The sequence below is a fragment of the Microvirga lupini genome (assembly GCF_014191055.1).
Classification (GTDB): domain Bacteria; phylum Pseudomonadota; class Alphaproteobacteria; order Rhizobiales; family Beijerinckiaceae; genus Microvirga; species Microvirga lupini_A.
On record NZ_JACHWB010000005.1, the window covers coordinates 19830 to 46114 of the forward strand.

Here is a 26285-nt window from a genome sequence, read left to right on the forward strand (position 1 = left end):
GACGGGAGGACGACATGAGAATGCCAACGATAGAGGGGTCGATTCTGGCAATGCTGACGGCGCTCGGTCTCATCTCAGCGGCGGGCGCCCAGGACGCTGGTGCTCCGTCCAGGGAGCAGATCGAGAAGGCGTTGCCGAAGCCACCGTATTCGCCCTATGCCAACCGCGACTTCCCCACGCGGCCGTTCTTCGGCGACACGCATCTGCATACCTCGTTCTCCTTCGATGCCGGAGCGTTCGGTGCCCGGCTCGGGCCGCGCGATGCCTACCGCTTCGCGAAGGGCGAGCAGGTCACCGCCTCGTCCGGCCAGCCCGCCAAGCTCTCCCGCCCGCTCGACTTCCTCGTGGTCGCCGATCACTCCGACAACATGGGCTTCTTCCCCGACCTGCTCGGCGGCAAGCCCGAGGTGCTGGCCGATCCAACGGGCCGCCGCTGGTACGACATGATCCAGTCGGGCCGCGGCGCCGAGGCCGCCATCGACATCATCTTCTCGTTTACCCAGGGAACGTACCCAAAGGATCTCATCTACGCCCCCGGCACGCGCGCCTATCGCGGCGCCTGGCAGGAGACGATCAAGGCCGCCGAGGAGGCCAACGATCCAGACCGCTTCACGGCCTTCATCGGCTACGAGTGGACCTCGACCACGGCCGGCAACAACCTGCACCGCAACGTCATCTTCCGCGATGGCGGGGACAAGGCGAGCCAGGTCGAACCGTTCACAACCACACCGCCGCTGGGGAGCGACAACCCGGCGGAGCTCTGGAAGTGGATGGAGGCCTACCAGAACAAGACCGGCGGCAGCGTCCTGGCGATCGCCCACAACGGCAATCTCTCGAACGGCCTGATGTTTCCCACCGTCGAGGCCTTCGGCCAGAAGCTCGACCGCGAGTATGCTGAGACGCGGATGCGATGGGAACGCCTCTACGAGGCGACGCAGACCAAGGGCGACGGCGAGACGCATCCGTTCCTGTCGCCGAACGACGAGTTCGCCAATTTCGAGCGCTGGGACTTCGCCAATCTCGATGCCAGCGTGCCGAAGACCAAGGAGATGTTGGAGTTCGAGTATGCCCGCTCGGCGCTGAAGAACGGCCTCAAGCTCGGGCAGACGCTCGGCGTGAACCCCTACAAGTTTGGCCTCGTCGGCAGCAGCGACGCCCATACGGCTCTCTCTGCGCTGGAGGAGGACAACTTCTTCGGCAAGACCACGCCCGGAGAGCCCAGCCCGGAGCGCCTGCACGCTACGTTTGTCGACAATCCGAAGACCGGCATCAAGATCATGGACTGGCAGGTCTCCGCCTCCGGCTATGCCGCCGTGTGGGCGCGGGAGAACACCCGTGAGGCGCTGTGGGACGCGATGCAGCGCCGTGAGACCTATGCCACGACCGGGCCGCGCATGCTCGTACGGTTCTTCGGCGGCTGGGACTTCGTCCCACAGGATGCGAACACGCGTCTGCCTGCACAGACCGGTTACACCAAGGGCGTGCCGATGGGCGGCGAGCTGCGGGCCGCCCCGCAGGGCAAGGCGCCTTCCTTCCTGGTGGCGGCCCTGAAGGATCCGCTCGGGGCGAACCTCGACCGCTATCAGATCGTCAAGGGCTGGGTGTCCAAGGACGGCAATGTCGAGGAGAAGGTCTACGACGTGGCTTGGGCCGATGCCGAACGGCGCAAGCCAGAGGCGGACGGCAGGCTGCCTCCGGTCGGCGACACCGTCGACGTGGCGAACGCCACCTGGACGAACACGATCGGCGCGCCCGAGTTGGCGACGGTCTGGACCGACCCGGACTTCGACCCGGGCCAGCCCGCCTTCTATTACGGTCGCGTGATCGAGGTCCCGACGCCGCGCTGGGCCGCCTACGATGCGAAGCGGTTCGGGGTGCAGCCCCTGCCGGGAACGCCCATGACCGTCACGGAGCGCGCCTACACCTCGCCGATCTGGTACACGCCACAATGAGCGGCCCGATGATGTTGGGTGCGAGAGGCGGCGGCTCAAGACCGAAGAGGACAGGGCTGAAACAGCCGATCCCGAAACCGACAAGCTCTTGATCGGCTGCATGGACATGCGCCAGCCTGGCTTCGGCCGGCCACACCCCCCAGTTCCCGCAGAAGGAGAACTCTTCATGTCGCCTCGCTCGATCCGGTGTCTCCTGATATCACTTTGCGCTCTTTCGGCGTCAGGCGGCGCAGGGCTCGCTGCCGACCTCGCGCCGCCCGCTCCCGTCCCGGAGGAGCCGACCGCCGCGCCCATGGGCTGGACCTACCGCGTCACACCGTACGGCTGGCTGACGTCGATCAAGGGCACCCAGACCGTGCGCGGACGCTCCGCGAAGATCGACGCGAGCTTCATCGACATCGTCGAGAAGAGCGACAGCCTCGTCGCGTTGATGGGCGCCTTCGAGGCGCGCAATGGCCCGCTTGCCCTCTACAATGATCTGGTCTGGACCAAGATCGGGATCGAGGGCAGCAACATCCGCTCCCGCTCGCTGGCGCCAGGCGTGACGGGAACGCTCGGCACCGCCACCAGCCTGGATTTCCAGATGGCCATCGTTGAGGTCGGGGCCACCTACGAAGTTGGACGCTCCGGCCCGCTGGCGTTCGACGTGCTCGGCGGCGCCCGCTACTGGTACCAGGAGGCAGATCTCTCGCTGGAGATCGCCGGCACCGTCGACACGGGCGACCTGGAACTCACCGGAGGCCGCGCGATCGCGCGTTCGGGCTCCGTCGACTGGCTCGACCCGGTGATCGGCGCGCGGATCCGCTATGCCGCGGCACCCGGCCATGAACTCTTCCTGCGCGGCGACATCGGCGGGTTTGGCGTCGGCAGCGACTTCTCCTGGCAGGTCATCGGCGGCTACAGCTTCGATTTCGGAACCTACCACGGCATCGCCTTCTCGGGCGTGGTCGGCTACCGGGCGCTCTCCGTCGATTATGCCCAGGGCGAAGGCCGGCGCCGCTACGAGTTCGACGCCATCCAGCACGGGCCGATCCTCGGCATCAGCGCGAGGTTCTAATCAGCGGTGGCCGGTCATCACTCACACTAGAGTGTGGTGTACGGAAGGTCTGGAAGGGGTCAATTTGGGATGTTCAGGCATGCCCACTGAAGGTCTGCTCACCGCGGAAGAACAGACCTTCCGGCCTGATCACAGGCCATTCTGTGATAGCACTGCGGATATGCTCCGAGTCAGTCAAAGTGCAGGTGTCATACGACTCACTTCGTCGTTCGCGCTCTCGGGCTCGACTTAGTTCTGATCCGAGCCGGCCACTCCTGCTTGAACGTCTGGCTACCTATTGGCTACCTGGAGAGAAATGGTTCAAAGGGCAGATGCCGGTAACCCTTTGATATTGTTGGTGAGCGCGCTGGGACTCGAACCCAGGACCCTCTGATTAAAAGTCAGATGCTCTACCGGCTGAGCTACGCGCTCCCAGGGTGAGCCCGAGATAGGGGGTCTTGTGCCTCAGGTCAATCGAAAAGCCCCACCTTAAGGACCTATTCCTCAGCTCCTGAGACCTCAAGTTGCTGTCGTCTGGGCACTCTTTCGCGAGAGGACCCCAGTACGACGGCCAAGCTCATCCCTCTGCCACCATGGCCGTGTTGTCGGCGTGTTGCCCGGCTTCCGTCTTGCCGTCCCGCTCGCCTCTGGCCCAGCCCTCCTTGACCTCGCCGATATAGCTCTCCAGGCGCCCTTCGGAGATGGCTTTGCGCAGGCCGGCCATGAGCTCCTGGTAATAGGCCAGGTTGTTCCAGGTCAGCAGCATCATCCCCAGGATCTCGTTGGAGCGGACGAGATGGTGGAGATAGGCCCTTGAATAGGTGTTGGAGGCCGTGCATTTCGATTCCGGATCGAGGGGACTGGTGTCCTCAGCGAACCGTGCGTTGCGCAGGTTCATGCGACCGTGGCGGGTGAAGACCTGGCCGTGGCGGCCGGCACGGGTGGGCATGACGCAGTCGAACATGTCGACACCCCGGCGCACCGCCTCGACGATGTCGTCCGCCGTGCCGACGCCCATGAGGTAGCGGGGCTTTTCCCTGGGCATGTGCGGCTCGACCGTCTCGATCATCCGCAGCATCACCTCCTGCGGCTCGCCCACGGCAAGGCCCCCGATGGCATAGCCCTTGAGGTCGAGGGCCGCGAGTTCCCTGGCGCTCTCGACGCGCAGCCGCTCCACCGCCCCACCCTGGACAATGCCGAACATGGCCTTGCCGGGCTGCTCGCCGAAGGCTACCCGGCAACGCTCCGCCCAGCGCAAGGACAGGCGCATGGCCTTCTCGGCCACATCGTCGGAACAGGGCAGCTTCACGCACTCATCGAGCTGCATTTGGATGTCGGAGCCGAGCAGACCTTGGATCTCGATGGAGCGCTCGGGCGTCAGCACATGGGTCGAGCCGTCGATATGGGACTGAAATGTCACCCCCGTCTCGTCGATCTTGCGCAGGGCCGAGAGGGACATGACCTGGAAGCCGCCGGAATCGGTCAGGATCGGATAAGGCCAGTTCATGAACTGGTGCAGCCCGCCCAACCGCGCCACCCGCTCCGCGCCGGGGCGGAGCATGAGGTGATAGGTGTTGCCGAGCACCACGTCGGCGCCGAGCGCCTTCACCTGATCGGGATACATGGCCTTCACGGTTGCGGCGGTGCCGACCGGCATGAAGGCGGGCGTACGGATGACGCCGCGGGGCATCCGGATCTCGCCGGTGCGTGCGGCCCCGTCGGTCTTGTTGACGCTGAAGGTGAAGGTCTCGGTGGTCATTCAGAAGCTCTGTCTAGGAGTGGATCCCCTTCCCGCGCGTTCCGCGCGCCGGGGATGGCATGGAGTATCAACGCCGAAACAGCAAACTCGCATCGCCATAGGAGTAGAAGCGATAGCCTGTTTCGATAGCATGAGCATAGGCCGCCTTCATGCAATCCAGCCCTGCGAAGGCCGAGACCAGCATGAACAGGGTCGAGCGCGGCAAGTGGAAATTGGTCATCAGCACGTCTACCGCCCTGAAGCGGTAACCAGGGGTGATGAAGATCGCCGTATCGCCTGAAAACGGCGCGATGGAGCCATCCTCCCGGGCGGCACTCTCCAGAAGGCGCAGAGACGTCGTCCCGACCGCCACGATCCGGCCCCCCCGTGCCCGTACCTCGTTGAGTGCCCTAGCGGTCTCATTGGATACCGAGCCCCATTCCGCATGCATCCGGTGCTCGGCGGTGTCCTCAGCCTTCACAGGCAGGAAGGTTCCCGCTCCCACATGGAGGGTCACGAAATGACGGGTCACGCCGCGCTCATCAAGGCGACGGAAGAGCTCTTCGGTGAAGTGCAGGCCGGCGGTCGGCGCCGCAACGGCCCCATCGTCCTTTGCATAGACCGTCTGGTAGTCCGCACGGTCCTTGTCATCGGTCGGGCGTTTGCCGGCGATGTAGGGCGGCAGGGGCAGCTCTCCGAGCCGGGCGATCACTTCGTCGAGATAGGCGCCGGCAAAGGAGAAGCGGAGCGCCACGTCACCGCCCTCGCCTTTTTCCTCCACCTCGGCATCAAGCCGCACGAGTTCACAGGCCGTGCTCTCGGAGGCTTCGCCGAAGCGAATGCGGTCACCGACATTCAGCTTCTTGGCCGGGCGCGCAAAGGCTCGCCAGCGGTCGGCGCTCTCGCGCTTATGGAGCATTACCTCGACACGCGCGGCGGTTTCCTCCCGCACGCGAAGGCCATAGAGACGGGAGGGGATGACCTTGGTGTTGTTCAGAACCAGCACGTCGCCCGGCTGCAGCAGATCCGGGAGATCGCGGACGATGTGGTCCTCGAGCCCTCTTTCAGGTTGGACAACAAGCATGCGCGCAGAATCGCGCGGCTCCACAGGGCGGAGCGCGATGCTGGTTTCAGGCAGCTCGAAATCGAACAGGTCGACGCGCATGGATACTTTCAGCTGTCATCCCGGACGCCGCCGGCGATCCGGGATCGTGTGACGAGAATGGCACCACATCTGTCAAGCGATCCCGGGTTCCGCGTTGCGGCCCGGGATGTCGCCTGATTGTTTTAAGCCGCGTCCGCCGCGACTTTCATGGAGACGATGCGGTCGGGATCGCGCACTGGCTCACCGCGCTTGATCTTGTCCACGTTCTCCATGCCCTCGGTCACCTTGCCCCAGACGGTGTACTGCTTGTCGAGGAAGCGGGCGTCGTCAAAGCAGATGAAGAACTGCGAGTTGGCGGAATGCGGAGCGTTCGTGCGGGCCATGGAGCATGTGCCGCGCACATGCGGCTCCGCGTTGAACTCGGCCTTCAGGTCCGGCAGGTCGGAGCCGCCGGTGCCAGTGCCGGTCGGATCGCCCGTCTGGGCCATAAAGCCCTCGATCACCCGGTGGAACGGCACGTTGTCATAGAAGCCCTGGCGCGAAAGCGTCTTGATGCGCTCGACGTGGCCAGGGGCGAGATCGGGAAGCAGTTCGATGACCACGCGGCCCTTGGTGGTCTCCATGATGATGGTGTTCTCGGGGTCTGCCATAGGTTTCTCCTTGGAATGGCACGTATCTAGGGGATGCGGCCGCCGGTCACTAGAGCCTCGGATCCGAAAGTAGGATCCGCTTCTCGCCGACGCGGACCTTCCGTCCCGCATGTTGCGCTAAAGGGGCTGTGGTTTTTCCGTTGCCGGGGAATCGACGAAGCGGAAGGTGAACGGGCGACCGGCCACCGCCGCACCGAGCTTGTCCGTGAACGGCATGGGCGAGCAGCGCACCAGGGCTTCCCGCACAGCCTGCGTGAAGGCCTCTCGGTTTGCCGCGTCGGGCTCGCCCTCCCGATAATGGGTGATCATGGGCTTGCCGAGCACGTCGCCGTTCCGCTTGAAGCTGATGCGGATCGTTACCGACTGGCCGGAATACTGCAAGCCCGTCGGCCGCCAGCAGGCCTGCATCGCGCGTGCGATATCATTGAGGGTGTCGACCTGCTTCGGGATCTCCTCGCCGCTTGGCGGATAGATGATGCCGTTGAAGCTCTGCGGCAGGGACGGAGGCGGCTCGCGCCGCTCGTCGGGATCGCCGAAGAGCCCCTGGGCGAGCGCCGGCAGCGTCGGGCTCACGCTCAGGAGACACGCGGCGATCCACGCTCCGTATGGTCGCAAGGTGCGCATCACTTCGCGTCGGCGGCGAGCTGCATCTTCACGATCTTGTCGGGACCCCGGACCATGCCGTTGGCAGCGGCGTCACCTTTCTTGATCTTGTCGACCACGTCCATGCCGGACACGACCTCGCCGAAAAGCGTGTACTGGCCGGTGAGCGGGCCGCAGCCGTCGTAGCAGATGAAGAACTGGCTGTTGGCCGAATCCGGGCTCTGGGATCGGGCCATGCCGACCGAGCCGCGCTTGTACTGGGTCTTGGTGAACTCGGCCGGGATGTTGGGCAGGTCGGACTTGCCGGTGCCGGTGCCGGTCGGATCGCCCGTCTGGGCCATGAAGCCGTCGATCACCCGGTGGAAGACGACGCCATCATAGAAGCCGCGCTTCGTCAGAGCCTTGATCTGCTCGACATGCTTGGGAGCAAGGTCCGGGCGCAGCCGGATGGTGATGCGGCCGTCCTTGGTGTCGAGGAAAACCGTGTTCTGCGGGTCGCCGGCCTGCTGGGCGGCGACGGGTCCGAGGCCGGCGAGCACAAGCGCTCCGGCTGCGAGCAAACGCTTCATGGGTGGAAGTCTCCCTGTGGATGATGAAACTTTATGGCCGCCTGAATTTGGCGGCCAAGTGCTCGGCGACAAGCCCCGGCACGAAAGCCGAAACATCGCCGCCCATCCCGGCGATCTGCCGCACAAGCGTGGCGGTGATGGGGCGCACAGTGGGGGATGCCGGAAAGAAGAGCGTCTGGACCTCCGGCGCCATGGTGGCATTCATGGAGGCCATCTGGATCTCATAGTCGAAATCGGTGCCGTCGCGCAGCCCCCTCACGATAAGGCTCGCCCCATGCCGCCGGGCTGCCTCGACAGCCAGATCTTTGAAGGTCACGACCTCCAACTCGACGCCCCTCGCCTTCAGCATGGGCCCGCAGACCTGGCGCAGCATCTCGGCCCGCTCCTCGGCGGGGAAGATCGGCGCCTTCGAGGAGTGGACCCCGATGGCGATTACGATCCTATCCGCCACGCTGCAGGCCTGGCGCAGGACGTCCAGGTGGCCGTTGGTGACGGGATCGAAGCTGCCGGTATAGAGGGCGGTGCGTGTCATGAGGCCAAGGCGTAGCCGGATTGTGGCTGCCCCGCAAGCCGTGCGGTGGCGCACGGCAGGCTGGGCGAGAGCGTGGAATAACCCACTCAACCTAAAGTCAAGGTTTCAGGAGAGACCCATGATTGTCCGCCTCTGCATCGTCTTCGTGACCGCCATTGCCGTCCTCAGCCCGGCGGCACTGGCGAGCTTCTCGTAATCCCCCGTCCCGGACGGTCTCCATTTTTGCGTCCCGGCCTCCTCATCGCCGCTCTTGTCCTGAATACAGGCTATGTATCTGCAGAGGAACTCAGCTGCCAGGGCCCCTTTGCCAAGGATACGGATCACAAGCGAATCGTGGCCGCATTCGGCCGCACGAATGTCAGGCAGGAGACGCTCCGTGAGCCAGAGGGCCTGGAAGTCCGAGCGAGCGTCGTCTTTCCGGATGATCCGGTCCGGCGTGTCGTGGTGCTCTGGTCCGATGAGAGGAGGTTCCGGCGCCCCGCCCGCATCGATCTGGCAGGATCGGGATGGACTGGCCCTAGGGAATTGCGCATCGGCGTCCCGATCGAGACCGTGGAGAAGGCCAATGGCAAGCCCTTCGTCCTCTACGGCTTCGAATGGGATTACGGCGGCAGCATCGCGAGCTGGGACGGCGGAACGCTCGGCAAGCTCCCCGGCGGCTGCACATTCTATCCGATCTTCGAGACCAGCGACACGGTGTCGGAGGACGCTCTGACCGCCGTAGCCAGTGACAGGCAATTCCCCTCCGACTCACCTGCAATGCGTGCCGTCATGCCGAGGATCAGGAGCATGTCCTTGCGGTATTCGCAGCCTTAGCCTGCGCGCGAAGTCCAAACGACCAGGATAGGACTCCCTGTCGTAACTTTGCTACGCTAGTCTGTTTGCAAAGAGGGGGGTCTATGTCACGCCTGTTACGTATTCTAGGTTCTTGGAGCCTCTATCTCGGTCTAGTCTTCGCGCCGATCTGCCCCTCATCCGGAGCGATTGCCGAGACTACGAAGAGCCCGATACCGGGTCATGTCAAACAAATCGACGGCTACCCCTTCCCGGGAGAGATTGCCGGCCTTCGAAGGGGGCAGAAGAGCGACTATGGCACTCCGGGCCTGGGCTTCAGCGTCCGCTACGAAAAGCCCGGCGAAACCTGGGCCGACATCTTCATCTATGATTTGGGCGAGACGCAGAACTTCACCGATAGCCGTAAGGCCTCCGACCAGCGCGATACAGCTCTTGGCGACATTGATCGGGCGGTCTCTTCCGGCTCCTATCAAATGGCAAAACTCATCGCGAAGAAGGAATCCGCTCCCTTTGCGAAGGCCCACGTGGCGATCACCCAGAACGGCAAGACCCGCGATTCATTCGTGTTCGTCACGATTCACAAGGGTAATTTCGTGAAGATCCGTCTCACGACGACAGCCGACAATCCTGGTCGATTGGCCGACCGCTTCGCTTCGGACTATTCCCGACTGCTCGGCAAGTGAAGAAACAAAAGGGCGCCCGAAGGCGCCCTCTTCTTTTTGGAACGGACCCGGAGGATCTTTACTCCTCCGCAGCCTCGCCGCCCTCAGCTGCGGCGTCATCCACGCCCTCGCCGTTCTCGTCGTCCTCGCCCTCGATGTGCTCCACCGAGACCACCTTCTCCTTGTCGCGGGTGGAGAAGACGGTGACGCCCTGCGAGTTGCGGCCGACGACGCGGATGCCGTCCACCGGCACGCGGATCAGCTGGCCGCCATCGGTGACGAGCATGATCTGGTCCGAGCTCTCGACCGGGAACGAGGCGACCAGCTTGCCGTTGCGGCTGTTCACCGCCATGGCCGTGATGCCTTTGCCGCCGCGTCCGGTGATGCGGTACTCGTAGGAGAGCGTCCGCTTGCCGTAACCCTTCTCGGAGAGCGTCAGGATGCACTGCTCCTGTGCGCTCATCTCGGCGTAACGCTCCTGCGAGAGCGAGAAGTTCTCGGCTGAAGCCTCCTCCGCCTCGTCCGAGGCATCGGCGTCCGAGCCCATCTGCTCGCCGGTGACCGCGCGGCGCATCTTGAGATAGGCCGCACGCTCCTCGCCGGTGGCTTCCACGTGGCGCAGGATCGCCATGGAGATGATGTCGTCGCCTTGGCCCAAGTTGATGCCGCGCACGCCCATGGAGTCGCGCCCCTTGAAGACGCGCACATCCGTGACCGGGAAGCGGATGCACTGCCCCTTGGCCGTGGTGAGCAGCACGTCATCGTTCTCAGAGCAGATCTGCACGTCGACGATATGCTCGCCCTCATCCAGCTTCATGGCGATCTTGCCGCCGCGATTGACCTGGACGAAGTCCGACAGCTTGTTGCGGCGCACCGTGCCGCGGGAGGTGGCGAACATCACGTCCAGCTTGTCCCAGGACGCCTCGTCCTCGGGCAGCGGCATGATGGTGGTGATGCGCTCACCCTGCTTGATGGGCAGCATGTTCACCAGGGCCTTGCCCTTGGCGTTCGGAGCCGCCAGCGGCAGACGCCACACCTTCTCCTTGTAGGCCTGGCCTTCCGAGGAGAAGAAGATCACCGGCGTGTGGGTATTGGCCACGAACAGACGGGTGACGAAATCCTCGTCGCGCGTGGTCATGGCGGAGCGGCCCTTGCCGCCGCGGCGCTGCGCCCGGTAGGTCGAGAGCGGCACGCGCTTGATGTAGCCGGCGTGCGACACGGTGACGACCATATCCTCGCGGGCGATCAGGTCCTCGTCGTCGAGATCCGACTCCCAGTCCACGATCTGCGTCTTGCGTGGCGTCGCGAAGGTGTTGCGCACCTCCGTCAGCTCGCCCTTGATGATGCCCATGATGCGCTCGCGCGAGCGCAGGATCTCAAGGTAGTCCGAAATTTCGGCCGCAAGCTTCGACAGCTCGTCGCCGATCTCGTCCCGGCCCAGAGCCGTGAGGCGCTGCAGGCGCAGGTCGAGGATGGCGCGGGCCTGCGTCTCCGAGAGACGATAGGTGCCGTCGTCGTTGATGCGATGGCGCGGATCGTCCACGAGCGCGATCAGCGGCGCGATGTCATGCGCCGGCCAGTCGCGGCCCATGAGGGATTCGCGGGCAGCGTTTGGATCGGGCGCAGTGCGGATGAGGCGGATGACCTCATCGATATTGGCCACCGCGATGGCAAGGCCGCACAGCACGTGGGCGCGCTCGCGAGCCTTGTTGAGCAGGAACTTGGTCCGGCGCGACACGACTTCCTCGCGGAAGTCGACGAAGGCCTGGATCAGATCCTTGAGCGTCATCAGCTCGGGACGGCCGCCGTTGAGCGCCACCATGTTGCAGCCGAAGCTCGTCTGCAGCGGGGTGTAGCGGTAGAGCTGGTTGAGCACCACGTCGGCCATGGCGTCGCGCTTGATCTCGACCACGATGCGCATGCCGTCGCGGTCGGATTCGTCACGCAGGTCGGCGATGCCCTCGATCTTCTTCTCGCGCACCAGCTCGGCGATCTTCTCGATCAGCGATGCCTTGTTCACCTGATACGGGATCTCGGTGAAGATGATCGCCTCGCGGTCCTTGCGGACCTCCTCGATCTCGGACTTCGCCCGCATGATGACGGAGCCACGGCCCGTCGTATAGGCGGACTTGGCGCCGGAGCGGCCGAGGATGAGCGCACCAGTCGGGAAGTCCGGACCGGGGATGATCTCGATCAGTTCCTCGGCGGAGATGCCGGGATTGTCGATGAGCGCCAGGCAGCCGTCGATGACCTCACCCAGATTGTGGGGAGGCATGTTGGTGGCCATGCCGACCGCAATTCCGCCGGCGCCGTTGACGAGGAGGTTCGGGAAGCGCGCCGGCAGCACCGACGGCTCGTCCTTCGACTCGTCGTAGTTGGGGGTGAAGTCGACCGTGTCCTTGTCGATGTCGTCGAGAAGCGGCATCGCCGCCTTGGCGAGGCGGGACTCGGTGTAGCGCATGGCCGCCGGCGGATCGCCGTCCACGGAGCCGAAATTGCCCTGTCCGTCCACGAGCATGAGGCGCAGCGAGAAGTCCTGCGCCATGCGCACCAACGCGTCGTAGATCGCGCTGTCGCCGTGCGGGTGGTACTGACCCATCACGTCGCCGACGATGCGGGCGGACTTCACGTATTTCTTGTCAGGCGTATAGCCGTTCTCGTGCATCGAGTAGAGGATGCGCCGGTGTACGGGCTTGAGGCCGTCGCGGGCATCGGGCAGAGCGCGGCTCACGATCACGCTCATGGCGTAATCGAGATAGGAGCGCTTCATCTCGTCGACGATGGAAATAAGCTTGATGTCGCTCGCCGGCTGGTCCCCGCCGGGGCCGCCGGAGCGGATATCGTTCGGATCGGTCAAGGTTGGTCTTTCTTAAAACGGTCTGCCCTTTCGCGAGAGGCGGCTTATCGATGCCGCTTCGTCAAGCCATCCGGCAGGCCCGCGAATCCAATTGAAATCAGGCTCTTACATGGGGGAGAACGCCGCCTTTTTCAAGCTTTTTGACGGGTTTTCCAGAGGCAAGGCGAGAGGCGAAATCCGTTTACGTTTCAGCAACTTATTGTCGGGTTGGGCCTGGTCGGCGGCAGGGCTGCGGCTGTGGCACTTTTGCAGGGTGCGCCGAGGGGCAAGAAACCGCTTCAGAGGCCTTCGTTAAAGCACTGATCCGATTGGACTTCATCCACTGATCTGATGCCATCTCGGACGAGCGGAGCGAGACCTGGGATGGCGTGCAGGACGAGGAACGAATACCTCAACTCCGTCATCCCCGCGCAGGCGGGGATCCATGATCATGACCACCATCGAAAAACCGCGACGGCTGCCTCGCTCTCCTCTGCAATGTCGTGGTGATGGATCCCAGGCTCTGCTGCGCAGCCCGGGATGCCGGGGCTGGACTGGTCTTTCGATCCCCGATTGGCTCACGCCGTCCGGGACGACACCGTTGCTGGCTTGTCAAGCAGCCAGCACCTTGGGGCCCGCAGCCGGTGGGCTGCGAGCCTGTGGGTGAGATCGAGGGTGGCGCGTAGGGCAGCCCGGCTCGATGATGGATGGTGGGAAGGAAGAGCCGAGATGCCTCTTCGCGCACGGCTTGTTTCGGCGGACAGGCGAGACCGGCCCGGTGACCGCCTCAGGCGGGGTCCGTCTGCTCGACGGGGGCCTGAGACCGATTCCGACCACCGGCCCACAGCCTGGGCCACCTGTCGGTGCGGCGTGCGAGGCTGCACCACAGGACCGTGCCTGCTCCCACACTGCGACGCCTCGCGAGCGCGCCCCTCGACAGGAGCAGATCTGAGCAACCTTATAGCCCAGGTTAGGAGAATTGTCAAGAACGAAAGAAGAACATATTCGTCTTACGATTGATCGTCGCACCTCGAGAGAGACGACCCGCAGGCAGCTCACGCCGTTTGACAAACGCGTCGAGGTGTAGGAGCCTCGGAGCATCATGTTGAGCCTCTTACGATACCGTCGTGGCCTGCATCGGGCAGGCAACCTCATCGCGGGCAAGTAGCCCCGAGCTCAACGCGCGTCTGCGCTCCGGGCTCGGGGCGCTCCCACACATTCGGACAGCCAGCTGACACCGTGAACGCCGCTCGTTCCGGCATGGCGTCATACCTTACGCCTCGTCAGGCGCGGCTCCACTCCGGATCGTGGACTCTGTCCGCGCGACAGATCACCAGGGCTCCCGCTCGCCGCATGCCAGCCGGTGAGCGACCGGCTCCTTGCGATGCGCAAGCGCGTCGCTCCTCCCCGCAATCCACCGGCATTCGACAACGATCCGGTTTCAGCCACGGCGTCTCGCGCTGCGGCACACTTGAGAACAGGAGACATCAAATGACCAGAAAAGCAGTCGGACCCGCAAAGCCGCGGATCACCCTGAAGGCCGCAGATTACGAGAAGCTTTCGACCCTTGCCGAGGCCGCCATGCACACGATGCCCGATGTGGCGGGAGAGCTCGCGGCGGAACTCGACCGGGCCCAGATCCTGGCCGAAGGAAAGCAGCGTGCAGACGCGGTGCACATGGGCTGCGAAGTCGATTTCCGGGATGACACGACGGGACGGGTGCAGACAGTCACTCTCGTCTACCCGCATGAGGCCGACATTTCGAAGGGACGGATCTCGGTTCTGACGCCGATCGGAACGGCTCTCATCGGACTTCCCCTCGGACAATCGATCGATTGGACGACGCGCAACGGTGAATCGAAGCGTCTGACGGTCCTGCAGCTCCGCAAGCCCGCCACGGTGGAATCCGAGCCCGCCTGAACCAACCAGGATCGGTGGCGGGCAGGCTACACCCTCAGCAGGATCGCCGTTGTGTCGTCACTGGTCTTGAACCGTGGGTACAAGGTTCCGCCCGGATCACGCCCCGTCTCGATCTCCCGCGCCAGACTCGCCAGAGGCTCCAATCCGGAAGCCAGGGCAGCCTCCATGAGGGCCTTGGCATCCATCGCCCGATAGAGATCGACCAGGGCCGAAAAGCCATCGGATGCGAGGAGGATCACGGTTCCCTCCTCGCAGGGCGCCGTCTCGTACCGGAGCCGGTCGGCGGCGTCCGGATTGACGCTCAGGAGAGCGGCCGGGATGCCACTCTTGCGCTGCCGTTCGCGGCGTTCTCCGAGCCAGGCGAGGAAGACAGGCTCGTCGAGAATGGCCGTGGGGCGGGAGCCCGCCTGCCGCATCAGCTCGGCGGCTTTTGCGGATTCAAAGTCCCGCAGGCCGGGCGCATCGCCAAGGACCTGCACCGTGCCGTCAGGCTGGCGGAGATAGGCCGTGGTATCGCCGAAAGTCCAGGCGTCGAGTGCGTTGCCCTGCCGGCGCACCAGGGTCATGGCTCCCAGCGGCCAGGCGACGAATTCCTCATGCCGGTCCGCCGGAGCGACGGCCAGGTAGGCCGTGCGGGCTTCCTCCATGACGTGACGCAGGAGGGTCACACCATCTTGCGCCTGAGGCGCAGGGTTCGAGAGCCGCTCGTTCACGAAGGTGGCGAGCCAGGTGGCATCGCTCGTCTCGTGCATGACCGGCGCCGTGCCGGGAAAAATCGAGGTGTCGATCACCCAGGCCCAGTCGCCCGAGACGCCGCAGATGTCCTCATTGGGCTTGTCCGGATGCCCCGGCCAGCTGATCCGATCCAAAACCGTGAACATCGTCGCCCTGCCCCTCGCCAAACATCCCAGGCAACGCCATAACGCAAAGCTTGAAGGAAGGTCCAGCCGATGCTCCTCGACTATATCTCCGCCGCCCTCGTGACCCTGCTCGTCACCCTCGACCCGCCGGCGCTTGCTCCGATCTTCGTGTCGCTGACCCGGGGTATGAACGCGTCGGAGCGGCGCCGGGTGGCACTCAGGGCGAGCCTGATCGCCTTCTGTATTCTGGCCTTCTTCGGCCTGGGCGGCGAGGTTCTGCTGCGCCTGCTCGGCGTCGGCATCCCGGCTTTCCGCATCTCGGGCGGCCTGCTCCTGTTCTGGATCGCCTTCGAGATGGTGTTCGAGCGCCGCAACGAGCGAAAGCAGCACACCGCCGACATCGCCATCACCGAGGACCACATCCGCAACGTGGCGGCCTTCCCGCTCGCCATTCCGCTCATGGCCGGCCCCGGGGCGATCACCGCGACGATCCTGCTCGCCGGCCGGGCGGACGGCAACCCGGTCTATCTCGGCTTTCTCATCGCCCTCATCGCCCTCGGCGTCGCCAGCTGCTTCGCCGTGTTCATGGCGGCCGATCGCGTGTCGCGCATGCTCGGCGTGACCGGCAACATCGTGCTGAGCCGTCTTCTGGGCGTGATCCTGGCAGGGCTGGCCGTGCAGTTCATCATCAACGGCGTAACCGCCCTGCTGCAGCCGGCGGCGCTGTAAGCGCCTTCAGACCTCAGCCAACGCCTGGAATTCCAGCGCGACGTGCTCGTAGACCTTGCGCTTGAAAGGCACCACCAGCGCGGGCAGACGGTCCAGCGCTTCCCAGCGCCACTCACTGAACTCGGGCTCCATCCCGCCGCGAGACTGCGTCACCTCGATCTCGCCATCGCTGCCCTCGAAGCGGAACGCCACCCATCGCTGCTGCTGCCCGCGGAAGGGAGACAGCCGATGAGGCGGCCCATCATAGGACGGGAAGTCATAGGTCACCCAGGCGACCGTCTCCGCCAAGTAGGACGCATGCGTGACATTCGTCTCCTCCCAGAGCTCCCGCCGCGCGGCCGCCACCAGATCCTCATCAGGATCAACTCCGCCCTGCGGCATCTGCCATTCATGCCCCGGCAGAACGATCTCGGGCCCGTCGTCGCGTAAGCGCCGCGCAATCAGCACCTGTCCGGCGCGGTTGAAAAGCGCGATGCCGACATTCAGGCGGTACAGGGGCTCAGTCATTGGTGTCCCGGGCCAGAATGAACATCCCGTCCTCGGTCTGCTCGATCACGGACCATCCGAGCCTTGCATAATAGGAATGCCGGTGGGGACCCGCGAGCAGGTAGACGCGCTGCGTACCCGTTCCGAAGGCGAATTCGACCGCCTTCTCGACAAGCGCCGCGCCGATCCGCCGATGCCGGTGTTCCGGCTCGACCCAGAGAGCCGCGACCCAGGGGGTGTATTGCGGGCGCGTGTCCTCGTCGCATTCGATGAGGGACACGGTGCCCAGGAAGTGCCCGCCTTCATGAGCCACGAGAGCCGTGGGAATGGGACCCGGTCCACGATTCTCCTGCACGAGGCCGGTGAGCAGGCTCAACGGGTGCCCCTTGTCCTTCCAGAAGGCGCGCCAGACGCGATCCGCGACCGCCTCGGCAAAGTCCGGCCTGTCGCGCAGATCGCTGATCGTGACGCCGCTCAGCGCAGGCTTTCCAGCAGGCGCGTCATGAGCTTCTGGCGCGGCGCGATGGAGGAGATGAGGCCGTATTCCTGCAGCGTGTGGGCGCCGTCGCCGTCGATGCCGAGGCCGTCGAGGGTCGGGATGCCGAGCGCCGCCGTGAAGTTGCCGTCCGAGCCGCCGCCTGCACGAGGCGCAGAGACGAGATCGAAGCCGATCTCGGCTGCAAGCGACTTGGCGTGGTCGAACAAGCGGGAGGTCGGCTCGGTCCGCTCGTAGGGCGGCCGGTTCATGCCGCCGGTGACGGTGACGATGAAGTCCGGGTTCTGGGGCTTCAGCCCGAGGAGCGCCGCCGTCACGGCCTCGCCGTCCGCCACGGTCTCGACCCGCAGGTCCACCGGGAAGCGGCAATGCTGCGGAATGGTGTTCACCGCCGTGCCGCCGGACACCATGCCCACCGTCGTGGTGATGCCACGTGCGTAATCGGTCATCCCCTCGACGGCGAGGATCTGGCGTGCCGCCTCGTAGACGGCGTTGCGGCCGTCCTTGTGCCGCGAGCCCGCATGGGCCGGCCTTCCCTCCACGTGCACGTCGAAGCGCCCGACCCCTTTGCGGGCCGTGACGATCTGGCCACCGTCGCGGGCGGGTTCGGTCACGAGGGCAAAAGCCGAGCGGCGGCCGATATCCTCGATCATGGGACGGGTGATCGGCGAACCGATCTCCTCGTCGGGCGTCACCAGGAAGGTGATGGGCCGCGCTGCCGTGCCCCGGCGCGCCACATCCTTGAACGCCTCAAGGCAGAACCAGGCGCCGCCCTTCATGTCGTAGATGCCGGGCCCGTAGAGCCGGTCGCCTTCGACCCGCAGCGGCAGGTCGCGCTCAACGGTGCCGACGGGATGGACCGTGTCGAGATGGGACATGACCAGAATGCCGGGCTCTCCCGTCTGAGGCCCGGCCCGCAGCACGAGCACATCGCCCAATCCGTCCGTGCCCGGAATGCGCTCGACCGCCACCGGCGCGTCCTGCATCTGCGCGACCACGAGGTCCATCATCAGGTTGACGCCGGCCCGGTCGGAGGTCGGGCTCTCGGTTCGGACCCAGGTGAAAAGCGTGTCGAGCGACGGGGAGGAGCGGCTCATGATGTCCTCATGCAGGGATCGTTTCCGTTGGCTAAGCATCCCTGACCGGAAACATCAACCCCACATATGCGCCCGCCTCAGTCCTAGGGTTTGGGAACGTATGTCCATATGACGCATCCGGGCCCGGTGGATACCTTGTAACGATACGGTAGTCTGTGCGCCTGCAGCTTGGCAGATGAATCAGGTACAGGAAGAATGGCCCGCAAGATTGGTTCACCCGGTAGAAATTTCCTCGAAGGCACCGCTACGTCAGACAGCCTTTACGGCGACACCGACGGCACCCGCAGTTCAGCCACCGCAGGAGCGGATTCGATTCACGGCTATATCGGAGCCGACTATCTCTACGGTGATGCAAGGACGCTCCGGCTGACGGCCCGTGGAGGGGCCGATTCGCTTTGGGCCGGGTTCGATGGCGATACGGTTTATGGCGATGCCTATTCCATGAGCTACTCCGCCAGGGGCGGCGCGGACAGGATCTGGGGCGAGTACGGCTACGACAAGCTCTATGGCGATGCCCGCACGATGTCGGGCTCCACCCGGGGCGGCGCCGACAAGCTCTATGGCGGCTACGACAACGACATGCTCTTCGGCGATGCCTATACGATGTCGTCGACGGCCATCGGCGGTTCCGACAGCCTTTATGGGGAGAGCGACAACGACACTCTCTATGGCGATGCGCACAAGCTGACCGGCTCCGCCAGGGGTGGCGCAGACCTTCTGTCGGGCGGCAATCACGAAGACAAGCTCTATGGCGACGCCTATAGTCTCGCAAGCCGCGCCGTCGGCGGCACCGATACGCTGAACGGCGACAGCGGCGAAGACATTCTCTACGGAGATGCCCGCTCCCTCATCAACTCTGCCACAGGCGGGGCCGATATCCTCAAGGGCGGCAGTTCGGAAGACGCTCTCTATGGAGATGGCTATTCCATGCGCAACTTCGTCATCGGTGGCGGCGACAAGCTCTATGGCGGTTCCAGCAACGATCTCCTCTATGGCGATGCCTATACCATGGCCGATTACGTGATCGGCGGCGCTGACTTTCTTTACGGCGAGAGCGGCAACAACATCCTGTACGGCGACGCCTACAGCATGGCCGGCGCGTCAATTGGCGGGAACGACTCGCTCTATGGCAGCACAGGCAAGGACACGCTCTATGGCGATGCCATGGCGCTGAACGACCAGAGCCGCGGCGGCCATGACTACCTGAATGGCGGCTCGGGCAACGACGTGCTCTATGGGGACGCTCAGATCACAGGTCCTTATGCCGGCTACGGCAACGACACGCTCTATGGCGGCGCCGGCAATGACCGCCTGATCGGCGACTCGTCCTATGGAGGAACGGGCGCGGACTACCTGAACGGCGGCAGCGGGAACGACACCCTGGACGGCGGCGGAGGCCGCGATCTCTTCGGGTTCGACCTCGCATCGGGCCGGGATACGATCCAGTACTTCCAGCCGGGAGAGGATCAGATCGATCTGCGCGCCTGGCGCTTCGCCGCGTTCGAGAGCCTCTCCATCACTCAGAAGGCGGGCTATTCCATCATTTATCTGTCGGGCACGAGCCATTACATCAGGCTCGACGCCGTGCTGAAGACGCAACTCACGGCCGCCGACTTCATTCTTTAAGGATGTCTCGCCTGCAGGAGTTGCCTACCCGACTTTGCCAAAAGATGCTCAACTCTGAAAAGGCCCGGACTGTACCGGGCCTTCCGCGGCCTTCAGATCAGGGCGTATTGAGACGCCGCACGTTTAATTTTGTCACGCCAGCAAGCTGGCTGCGCCGCACCGATCATTGCGGAAAATTTTAAAGGCCCACCTCTCAATGCTGCGCCATATCCAAGGGGATCGACAGCAGGACCCTGCCCGCTTCGTCGACGACTTCCAGGTGCCATCCGCGCCAGTCGATCTCGTCTGCTTCGTCCTCGTCGCGCAGTTCCTGGATCGCCTTGATGGCTTGATAATGGGCTGCTTCCAGATCCGAGACTTCGATGCCTGTCTCATCGAGGATCCGTTCATGCCTGTGCACGAGATGGAAGAAACAATGCACTCAAAAGCAGCCTTGGGAAAACTCTTCAACCGCCGGACTTATGTCGCTCCGGAGCCTACCTCTAAATGAGCAGCTTCCCTGCATTAACGCAAGGTAAGTTTTCCGTTTTGCTCGGAATTGAGACGAACTCTCCACGCTCGGGAGAAAGAGAAAAGGCCGCCGGCTGGCGGCCCTTCTCCCTATGGTCAATCTGGCAGATCCTAGAACGGAATATCGTCGTCCAGGTCATTGTAGCGGGAGCCCCCGCCTCCACCGCCGCTGCCCCCACCCATGGACGGCGCCGGGCGCCGATCCTGTGAGGGAGAACGTCCCCCGAAGTCGCCACCGCGGGAGATCTGGCCCGGCTCTTCGTCGCCGTACTCGGACGAGCCGCCGCCGCGGCTGTCCAGGATCGTCAGCTCGCCCCGGAACCGCTGCAGCACCACCTCGGTCGAGTACTTCTCCACCCCCTGCTGGTCGGTCCACTTGCGCGTCTGCAGCTGCCCCTCCAGGTACACCTTCGAGCCCTTCTTCAGGTACTGCTCGGCCACCCGCGCCAGATTTTCGTTGAAGATCACCACCGAGTGCCACTCGGTCTTCTCCTTGCGCTCGCCCGTGGCCTTGTCCTTCCAGGTCTCGGAGGTCGCAATCCGCAGGTTCACCACCGGCTCCCCGCTCCCCAGCCGACGCACCTCAGGGTCACGCCCCAGATTCCCAACCAGGATCACCTTGTTCACGCTGCCCGCCATCGGAGCCACTCCTCATTCACATGAGGCTGTTCTGGGGCCGGACAGCCTCCGGGGCAAGCCGGCCGGAAAGTTCTGCACAGGCCTGTCCCCAGAAAGGGGGGCGGCATGAGGCCGCCCTGCCCTGCACCTTAAGCTCAGACGACGAAGAAGTCGTGGTGGTACAGCTTCGTCTTGGTGGTGATGGTGGCGATCTTCACCTGAGCCTTGGAGCCGGTGCCGTCCTGATCGTAGTACAGCGCCCCGGTCTTCCGGTCGTAGACGATCCGGTCCTCCGCATCCAGGGCCTTGTTGCCCTCCACGAACATGTCGGCCTTGACCTTCTTCGGCTTGGAGGCCGAGCCTGAGCCCAGCTTGGTGAAATATTTGTTGTCGAGCCAGATGCTGTCGTCCCTGGACTTGAAGTCATACACCCGGTCCACGTTGCTGCTCTTGTTCGGGCGCGTGTCGAACACGAAGGAGTCGCGGCCATCACCGCCCTTCAGGCTGTCGTTGCCCGTTCCGCCCCATAGAATGTCGTTTCCGGAAGAGCCATCGATCCTGTCGCTGCCGTTCCGGCCGATGATCCTGTTCCCCCACAGATCTCCGTTGAGCCGGTCCGACCCGTGGCTGCCAGTGAGGGTGTCCGTCATCGCGGGATTACGCATCATCTGCCCGGACGCGAGATCCATCGTATAAGGCACGGACCATGAGCGGCCATCCTCGACAACTGTCGCGACTGCATTCTGAACTCCGCTGCTGGCGAAGACATGGCTGAAACCAGCGCTGCCGCCTGAGGGAGAAACAGTGTCGATTGCGCCGTCGCCCCAGTCGATGCTGATGCTGGAAGCCGAGCCGGTGCCGAGACGCAGCTCCACGTAGCGGCCCGCCATCACGGCCGGCGCGTGCTTCATGAGTGTCGCGTCGATGAGAAACGTGTCGTACATCCCGTTGGTATCGCCGGGCACCAGGTTGCTCGCCCAGCTGCCGACGAGAACATACCGCCCGTCGGGACTGACATCGATTCCATAGCCAGTGTGGCCATCCGCGGGCAGGCCCTCGGGAGAGGTCGACAGGCGAACAACCTCGCCGGTCAGGAGGTCTTTACGAAACAGGTTGTATACTGTCCCGTCGCCACCGCCCGGCACCACGTCGTTCGCGGTGCTCGCAAAGAACAGATAACGACCGTCCTGACTGAGGCGGGGCTCCTCGCTCCAGCCATGCACTTCAATTCCAGTGCCGCTCGTCGACAGCCGAACGATCGCTCCGGTTGCCAGATCCCTCTGAAAAACGTCGTAGTCGCCGTTGGTGTCTCCTGAAACGAGATTGCTTGCGCTGCTGGTGAACACCACGGAGCGTCCGTCGGCACTGAAGCGGGCCTGATAGCTGTAGCCATTCCCTTCGGCCCCGCTGATATCAGTGGATATGCGACGGATCTCACCCGTCAGGACGTCTTTAAGGAAGACATCGGCATTTCCGTTATCGTCACCCGACACGAGGTTGGATGCGCTGCTCTCGAAGAGCACGTAGCGCCCGTCCGGACTGATCTGCGCGGATCGGCTCGCGCCATTTCCGCCCTCTCCAGCTTTGCTCGTGGACAGACGGGCAACTGCGCCTGTGAACAGATCCTTGATGAAGATATCGTGCGCATTGTTCGTGTCGTTGGGCACCAGATCGGGCGCATCGCTTTCGAAAACCACGTAGCGGCCATCGGGGCTGATCAGCGCTTGGCCACTGTCGCCGCTGACCTGCCATCTGTTCCCGTCGGTAGAGACCAGTGTCACTTGGCCCGTGACGAGATCCTTGAGGAAGATGTCGGCCTTTCCGTTGACATCGCCGGCGACCAGGTTGTCCGCCCGGCTCGTGAATACTGCATAGCGTCCATCGGCGCTGAAGCGGGCACTGAAGCTATCGCCGTTTCCCATGTCGCCGGCAGTATTGGTCGAAATCCGGACGACCTCGCCTGTGACGAGGTCCTTTCGGAAGATATCCCAGTCGAGTGGTCCAGCCTCGGCATCCAGATTGCTCGCCCGGCTTTCGAAAAACGCATATCGGCCATCGGCACTGAAGGCTGATGCACCGCTCCTCTCGTTAGCCTCGGCTCCGTCCCCTGTCACCGAGACGCGCTTGACGATGGATGCGGCTGTAGGGCGGCTGAAGGATTGGATGGTCAGTGTCAGCGTCATGGATCACCGAAGCATATTGATACCATAACGTATCGTTATATGAGCCTGCGAAGCTCTAAGCTAGAGAATAGAGATCGTTCAAACCAGGAACGGCCAAGCTCCCGTGTTGCAGATTTTTGTGCCCACAGACCTTTCCCGGCCCATGCCCCATTGCCCCTCGTACCCTCTTTGTTCTAGGATCCTGCTCCTGGAATCATCCGCCGCATTGCACCGGCGGCTGTGGCATCACATATGCGGGAGCCGGTCTGGCGAGGCCGGCTCCTCTCAAAAGGCTTAAGCTGGGCAATGGCTAAACTCGACGATCTGTTCAACCGCGCCAAGGCGGGCGATCCGAATGCGCGCGTGATCTCCGTTCGGGGGGCGCGGGAGCACAACCTCAAGAACGTCGACCTCATGGTCCCGCGGGACCAGCTCGTGGTGTTCACCGGGCTGTCCGGTTCCGGCAAGTCGTCGCTGGCCTTCGACACGATCTATGCCGAGGGGCAGCGCCGCTATGTCGAGTCCCTGTCGGCCTATGCCCGCCAGTTCCTGGAGATGATGCAGAAGCCGGACGTGGACCAGATCGACGGCCTCTCGCCCGCCATCTCCATCGAGCAGAAGACCACGTCCAAGAACCCGCGCTCGACGGTGGGCACCGTCACCGAGATCTACGACTATATGCGCCTCCTCTGGGCGCGCGTCGGCATCCCTTATTCCCCCGCCACCGGCCTGCCCATCGAAAGCCAGACGGTTTCCCAGATGGTCGACCGGGTGCTGGAGCTGCCGGAGAAGACCCGCCTCTTCCTGCTGGCCCCGGTGGTGCGCGGCCGCAAGGGCGAGTACCGCAAGGAGATCGCCGAATTCCAGAAGAAGGGCTTTCAGCGCCTGAAGATCGACGGCGAGTACTATGCCATCGACGAGGCCCCTGCGCTGGACAAGAAGTTCAAGCACGACATCGACGTGGTGGTGGACCGCATCGTGGTGCGGGCCGACATCGCCGCGCGCCTGGCGGATTCCTTCGAGACCGCGCTCGAGCTCACCGACGGCATCGCGGTCATCGAATATGCGGACGAGACCGACGAGAAGGGCAAGCCGAAGCGCATCGTCTTCTCGTCCAAGTTCGCCTGCCCGGTCTCCGGCTTCACGATCCCCGAGATCGAGCCGCGCCTGTTCTCGTTCAACAACCCCTTCGGCGCCTGCCCCACCTGCGGCGGCATCGGGCACGAAATGCGCATCGACGAGGCCCTGGTGGTTGACGAGGCGCTCTCGCTCAAGCGCGGCGCTATCATGCCCTGGGCGAAGTCCACCTCGCCCTATTATGGCCAGACGCTCGAGGCGATCACCAAGCATTTCAAGGCTTCCATGACGAAGCCCTGGACCGAGCTGCCGGAGAAGGTGCGCGACACCATTCTCTACGGCTCGGACGGCGAGAACATCCGCATGGCCTATGACGACGGTCTGCGGGCCTACGAGGTGCGCAAGCCCTTCGAGGGCGTGATCCCCAATTTGGAGCGCCGCTACAAGGAAACCGAGAGCGACTGGGCCCGCGAGGAGATCGGTCGCTTCATGAGCGAGACGCCGTGCGAGGCCTGCGGCGGCAAGCGCCTGAAGCCCGAAGCCCTGGCCGTGAAGATCGCCGGCTCCGATATCGGCGACGCCACCGCGCTCTCCGTCAAGGACGCTCAGATCTGGTTCGCGGAGCTGTCGAAGAAGCTCACCAAGAAGCAGAACGAGATCGCCGGCCGCATCCTCAAGGAGATCCGCGAGCGCCTCACCTTCCTGGTCGATGTGGGCCTGGAATACCTGACGCTTGCCCGCGCCTCCGGCACGCTCTCCGGCGGCGAGAGCCAGCGCATCCGTCTTGCGTCGCAGATCGGCTCCGGTCTCACGGGCGTTCTCTACGTGCTCGACGAGCCGTCCATCGGCCTGCACCAGCGCGACAACGAGCGCCTGCTCGGCACCCTCAAGCGCCTGCGCGATCTCGGCAATACGGTGATCGTGGTCGAGCACGACGAGGACGCGATCCTCCAGGCCGATTACGTGTTCGACATCGGCCCGGGCGCCGGCATCCATGGCGGCCAGATCGTGGCGGAAGGCACGCCCGACGAGGTCATGCACAACCCGAAGTCGCTGACCGGCAAATATCTCACCGGCGAACTCGCCGTGAAGGTTCCGGCCAAGCGCCGCAAGCGCGACCCGAAGCGCATGCTGAAGGTGGTGGGCGCGAAGGGCAACAACCTGAAGAACGTGACGGCGGACATCCCGCTCGGGACGTTTACCTGCATCACCGGCGTGTCCGGCGGCGGCAAGTCCACGCTTGTGATCGACACGCTCTACAAGGCGGTGGCGCGCAAGCTCAACAACGCCCTGGAGCACCCTGCCCCGCACGAGCGCATCGACGGCCTGGAGCATCTCGACAAGGTCATCGACATCGACCAGTCGCCCATCGGCCGCACGCCGCGCTCGAACCCGGCAACTTACGTCGGCGCCTTCACGCCGATCCGCGAATGGTTCGCAGGTCTGCCCGAGGCGAAGGCGCGCGGCTACCAGGCCGGCCGCTTCTCGTTCAACGTGAAGGGCGGCCGCTGCGAGGCCTGCACCGGCGACGGCGTGATCAAGATCGAGATGCACTTCCTGCCCGACGTCTACGTCACCTGCGACGTGTGCAAGGGCAAGCGCTACGACCGCGAGACCCTGGAGGTGAAGTATCGCGAGAAATCCATCGCCGACGTGCTCGACATGACGGTGGAGGAGGCTCGCGAGCTGTTCAAGGCCGTGCCGTCGATCCGCGAGAAGATGCAGACGCTGGCCCGCGTCGGCCTCGATTACGTGCATGTGGGCCAGCAGGCCACCACCCTCTCAGGCGGCGAGGCGCAGCGCGTGAAGCTGTCGAAGGAGTTGTCCAAGCGCGCCACCGGCCGCACCCTCTACATCCTCGACGAGCCCACCACGGGCCTTCACTTCCATGACGTGGCGAAGCTCCTGGAAGTGCTGCACGAACTCGTCGACCAGGGCAATACGGTGGTGGTGATCGAGCACAACCTCGAGGTCATCAAGACCGCCGACTGGGTGATCGACATGGGCCCCGAAGGCGGCAGCGGCGGCGGCCGCATCGTCGCCCAGGGCACGCCGGAAGACATCGCCGAGTCCAAGGACAGCCACACCGGGCGGTTCCTGAAGGAAGTGCTGGAGCGCAGGCCTTTGAAGGAGGTGGTTCCGAAGGAAGCTGCGAAGAAGGAGCCGGCGAAAAAAGAGGCGACCAAGAAGGACAAGAAGGTGACGCGTCAGGCGGCGGAGTAAGGC

At 64.1% G+C, this 26285-nt stretch carries 23 protein-coding genes and 1 tRNA gene; 8 read left to right on the top strand and 16 right to left on the bottom strand.

The window, feature by feature from the left end:
• The first annotated feature begins 20 nt into the window (after positions 1-20).
• Both FHR70_RS17580 and FHR70_RS17585 read left to right on the top strand, forming a co-directional pair.
• Positions 21-1952: a DUF3604 domain-containing protein gene (locus tag FHR70_RS17580; RefSeq protein ID WP_425487882.1), complete on the top strand. Its 1932-nt coding sequence runs from the start codon at positions 21-23 to the stop codon at positions 1950-1952.
• Positions 1953-2118: 166 nt separating this feature from the next.
• The gene (locus tag FHR70_RS17585; protein WP_183452568.1) at positions 2119-3009 is read left to right on the top strand and encodes a hypothetical protein; all 891 of its coding nucleotides are present in this window, start codon (positions 2119-2121) and stop codon (positions 3007-3009) included.
• 335 nt (positions 3010-3344) lie between these two features.
• Here the strand turns inward: FHR70_RS17585 and FHR70_RS17590 are convergent.
• The 8 genes from FHR70_RS17590 to FHR70_RS23765 all read right to left on the bottom strand — a co-directional run bounded on the left by FHR70_RS17590 (position 3345) and on the right by FHR70_RS23765 (position 8509).
• A tRNA-Lys gene (locus FHR70_RS17590) sits at positions 3345-3420 on the bottom strand.
• Between the two features lie 145 nt (positions 3421-3565).
• Positions 3566-4747 carry a tRNA guanosine(34) transglycosylase Tgt gene (tgt, locus tag FHR70_RS17595; protein ID WP_183452570.1) on the bottom strand — a complete coding sequence of 394 codons (1182 nt, stop codon included), beginning with the start codon at positions 4745-4747 and terminating at the stop codon, positions 3566-3568.
• 67 nt (positions 4748-4814) lie between these two features.
• Positions 4815-5891, bottom strand: coding sequence for a tRNA preQ1(34) S-adenosylmethionine ribosyltransferase-isomerase QueA (queA, locus tag FHR70_RS17600; RefSeq protein ID WP_183452572.1), 1077 nt, complete (start codon positions 5889-5891; stop codon positions 4815-4817).
• Between the two features lie 122 nt (positions 5892-6013).
• Positions 6014-6481 carry a peptidylprolyl isomerase gene (locus tag FHR70_RS17605; protein ID WP_183452574.1) on the bottom strand — a complete coding sequence of 156 codons (468 nt, stop codon included), beginning with the start codon at positions 6479-6481 and terminating at the stop codon, positions 6014-6016.
• A 117-nt stretch (positions 6482-6598) separates the two neighbouring features.
• Positions 6599-7105 (bottom strand): hypothetical protein, encoded by a 507-nt coding sequence (locus FHR70_RS17610; protein ID WP_183452576.1) that lies wholly within the window; start codon positions 7103-7105, stop codon positions 6599-6601.
• Positions 7105-7653 (bottom strand): peptidylprolyl isomerase, encoded by a 549-nt coding sequence (locus FHR70_RS17615; protein ID WP_183452578.1) that lies wholly within the window; start codon positions 7651-7653, stop codon positions 7105-7107. The genes FHR70_RS17610 and FHR70_RS17615 overlap by 1 nt, the downstream gene beginning before the upstream one ends.
• A 31-nt stretch (positions 7654-7684) precedes the next feature.
• Positions 7685-8185: a pantetheine-phosphate adenylyltransferase gene (coaD, locus tag FHR70_RS17620; RefSeq protein ID WP_183452580.1), complete on the bottom strand. Its 501-nt coding sequence runs from the start codon at positions 8183-8185 to the stop codon at positions 7685-7687.
• 105 nt (positions 8186-8290) lie between these two features.
• Positions 8291-8509: a hypothetical protein gene (locus FHR70_RS23765; protein ID WP_210277690.1), complete on the bottom strand. Its 219-nt coding sequence runs from the start codon at positions 8507-8509 to the stop codon at positions 8291-8293.
• Between the two features lie 9 nt (positions 8510-8518).
• Here FHR70_RS23765 and FHR70_RS17625 point away from each other — a divergent pair, with 9 nt between their 5' ends.
• Together FHR70_RS17625 and FHR70_RS17630 are read left to right on the top strand one after the other, a co-directional pair.
• Positions 8519-9001: a hypothetical protein gene (locus FHR70_RS17625; RefSeq protein ID WP_183452582.1), complete on the top strand. Its 483-nt coding sequence runs from the start codon at positions 8519-8521 to the stop codon at positions 8999-9001.
• Between the two features lie 83 nt (positions 9002-9084).
• The gene (locus FHR70_RS17630) at positions 9085-9663 is read left to right on the top strand and encodes a hypothetical protein (RefSeq protein ID WP_183452584.1); all 579 of its coding nucleotides are present in this window, start codon (positions 9085-9087) and stop codon (positions 9661-9663) included.
• Between the two features lie 58 nt (positions 9664-9721).
• Here the strand turns inward: FHR70_RS17630 and gyrA are convergent, their stop codons facing one another.
• A complete protein-coding gene (gene gyrA / locus FHR70_RS17635; protein ID WP_246408276.1) occupies positions 9722-12412 on the bottom strand; it encodes a DNA gyrase subunit A in 2691 nt (896 codons plus the stop codon).
• A 1557-nt stretch (positions 12413-13969) separates the two neighbouring features.
• Between gyrA and rnk the strand changes: the two genes are divergently transcribed.
• The gene (gene rnk, locus FHR70_RS17640) at positions 13970-14398 is read left to right on the top strand and encodes a nucleoside diphosphate kinase regulator (protein ID WP_183452588.1); all 429 of its coding nucleotides are present in this window, start codon (positions 13970-13972) and stop codon (positions 14396-14398) included.
• A gap of 26 nt (positions 14399-14424) precedes the next feature.
• Here rnk and FHR70_RS17645 read toward each other — a convergent pair whose 3' ends face one another.
• Positions 14425-15279: a protein phosphatase 2C domain-containing protein gene (locus tag FHR70_RS17645; RefSeq protein ID WP_183452590.1), complete on the bottom strand. Its 855-nt coding sequence runs from the start codon at positions 15277-15279 to the stop codon at positions 14425-14427.
• A gap of 69 nt (positions 15280-15348) precedes the next feature.
• Here FHR70_RS17645 and FHR70_RS17650 point away from each other — a divergent pair, with 69 nt between their 5' ends.
• Complete coding sequence (locus FHR70_RS17650) at positions 15349-15987, top strand: MarC family protein (RefSeq protein WP_183452592.1); 639 nt, start codon at positions 15349-15351, stop codon at positions 15985-15987.
• Between the two features lie 6 nt (positions 15988-15993).
• On the opposite strand, the gene FHR70_RS17655 is transcribed toward FHR70_RS17650, so the two are convergent.
• The 3 genes from FHR70_RS17655 to FHR70_RS17665 all read right to left on the bottom strand — a co-directional run bounded on the left by FHR70_RS17655 (position 15994) and on the right by FHR70_RS17665 (position 18066).
• Complete coding sequence (locus tag FHR70_RS17655) at positions 15994-16494, bottom strand: RNA pyrophosphohydrolase (RefSeq protein ID WP_183452594.1); 501 nt, start codon at positions 16492-16494, stop codon at positions 15994-15996.
• Complete coding sequence (locus FHR70_RS17660; protein ID WP_246408264.1) at positions 16487-16849, bottom strand: GNAT family N-acetyltransferase; 363 nt, start codon at positions 16847-16849, stop codon at positions 16487-16489. Before FHR70_RS17660 ends, FHR70_RS17655 begins: the two co-directional genes overlap by 8 nt.
• A 98-nt stretch (positions 16850-16947) precedes the next feature.
• Entirely contained in the window at positions 16948-18066 is a 1119-nt protein-coding gene (locus tag FHR70_RS17665) for a M20 family metallopeptidase (RefSeq protein WP_183452596.1), read from the bottom strand.
• Positions 18067-18261: 195 nt separating this feature from the next.
• Between FHR70_RS17665 and FHR70_RS17670 the strand changes: the two genes are divergently transcribed.
• On the top strand, positions 18262-19692 hold the full coding sequence (locus FHR70_RS17670; protein ID WP_183452598.1) for a calcium-binding protein: 1431 nt from the start codon (positions 18262-18264) through the stop codon (positions 19690-19692).
• A 193-nt stretch (positions 19693-19885) separates the two neighbouring features.
• Here the strand turns inward: FHR70_RS17670 and FHR70_RS17675 are convergent, their stop codons facing one another.
• The 3 genes from FHR70_RS17675 to FHR70_RS17685 form a co-directional block, all read right to left on the bottom strand.
• Entirely contained in the window at positions 19886-20113 is a 228-nt protein-coding gene (locus FHR70_RS17675) for a DUF6894 family protein (RefSeq protein WP_183452600.1), read from the bottom strand.
• Positions 20114-20313: 200 nt separating this feature from the next.
• The gene (ssb, locus tag FHR70_RS17680; RefSeq protein ID WP_183452602.1) at positions 20314-20841 is read right to left on the bottom strand and encodes a single-stranded DNA-binding protein; all 528 of its coding nucleotides are present in this window, start codon (positions 20839-20841) and stop codon (positions 20314-20316) included.
• Positions 20842-20975: 134 nt separating this feature from the next.
• Positions 20976-23003 (bottom strand): PD40 domain-containing protein, encoded by a 2028-nt coding sequence (locus tag FHR70_RS17685; RefSeq protein WP_183452604.1) that lies wholly within the window; start codon positions 23001-23003, stop codon positions 20976-20978.
• A 285-nt stretch (positions 23004-23288) separates the two neighbouring features.
• Between FHR70_RS17685 and uvrA the strand changes: the two genes are divergently transcribed.
• On the top strand, positions 23289-26282 hold the full coding sequence (gene uvrA, locus FHR70_RS17690) for an excinuclease ABC subunit UvrA (RefSeq protein WP_183452606.1): 2994 nt from the start codon (positions 23289-23291) through the stop codon (positions 26280-26282).
• Positions 26283-26285: the final 3 nt, after the last annotated feature.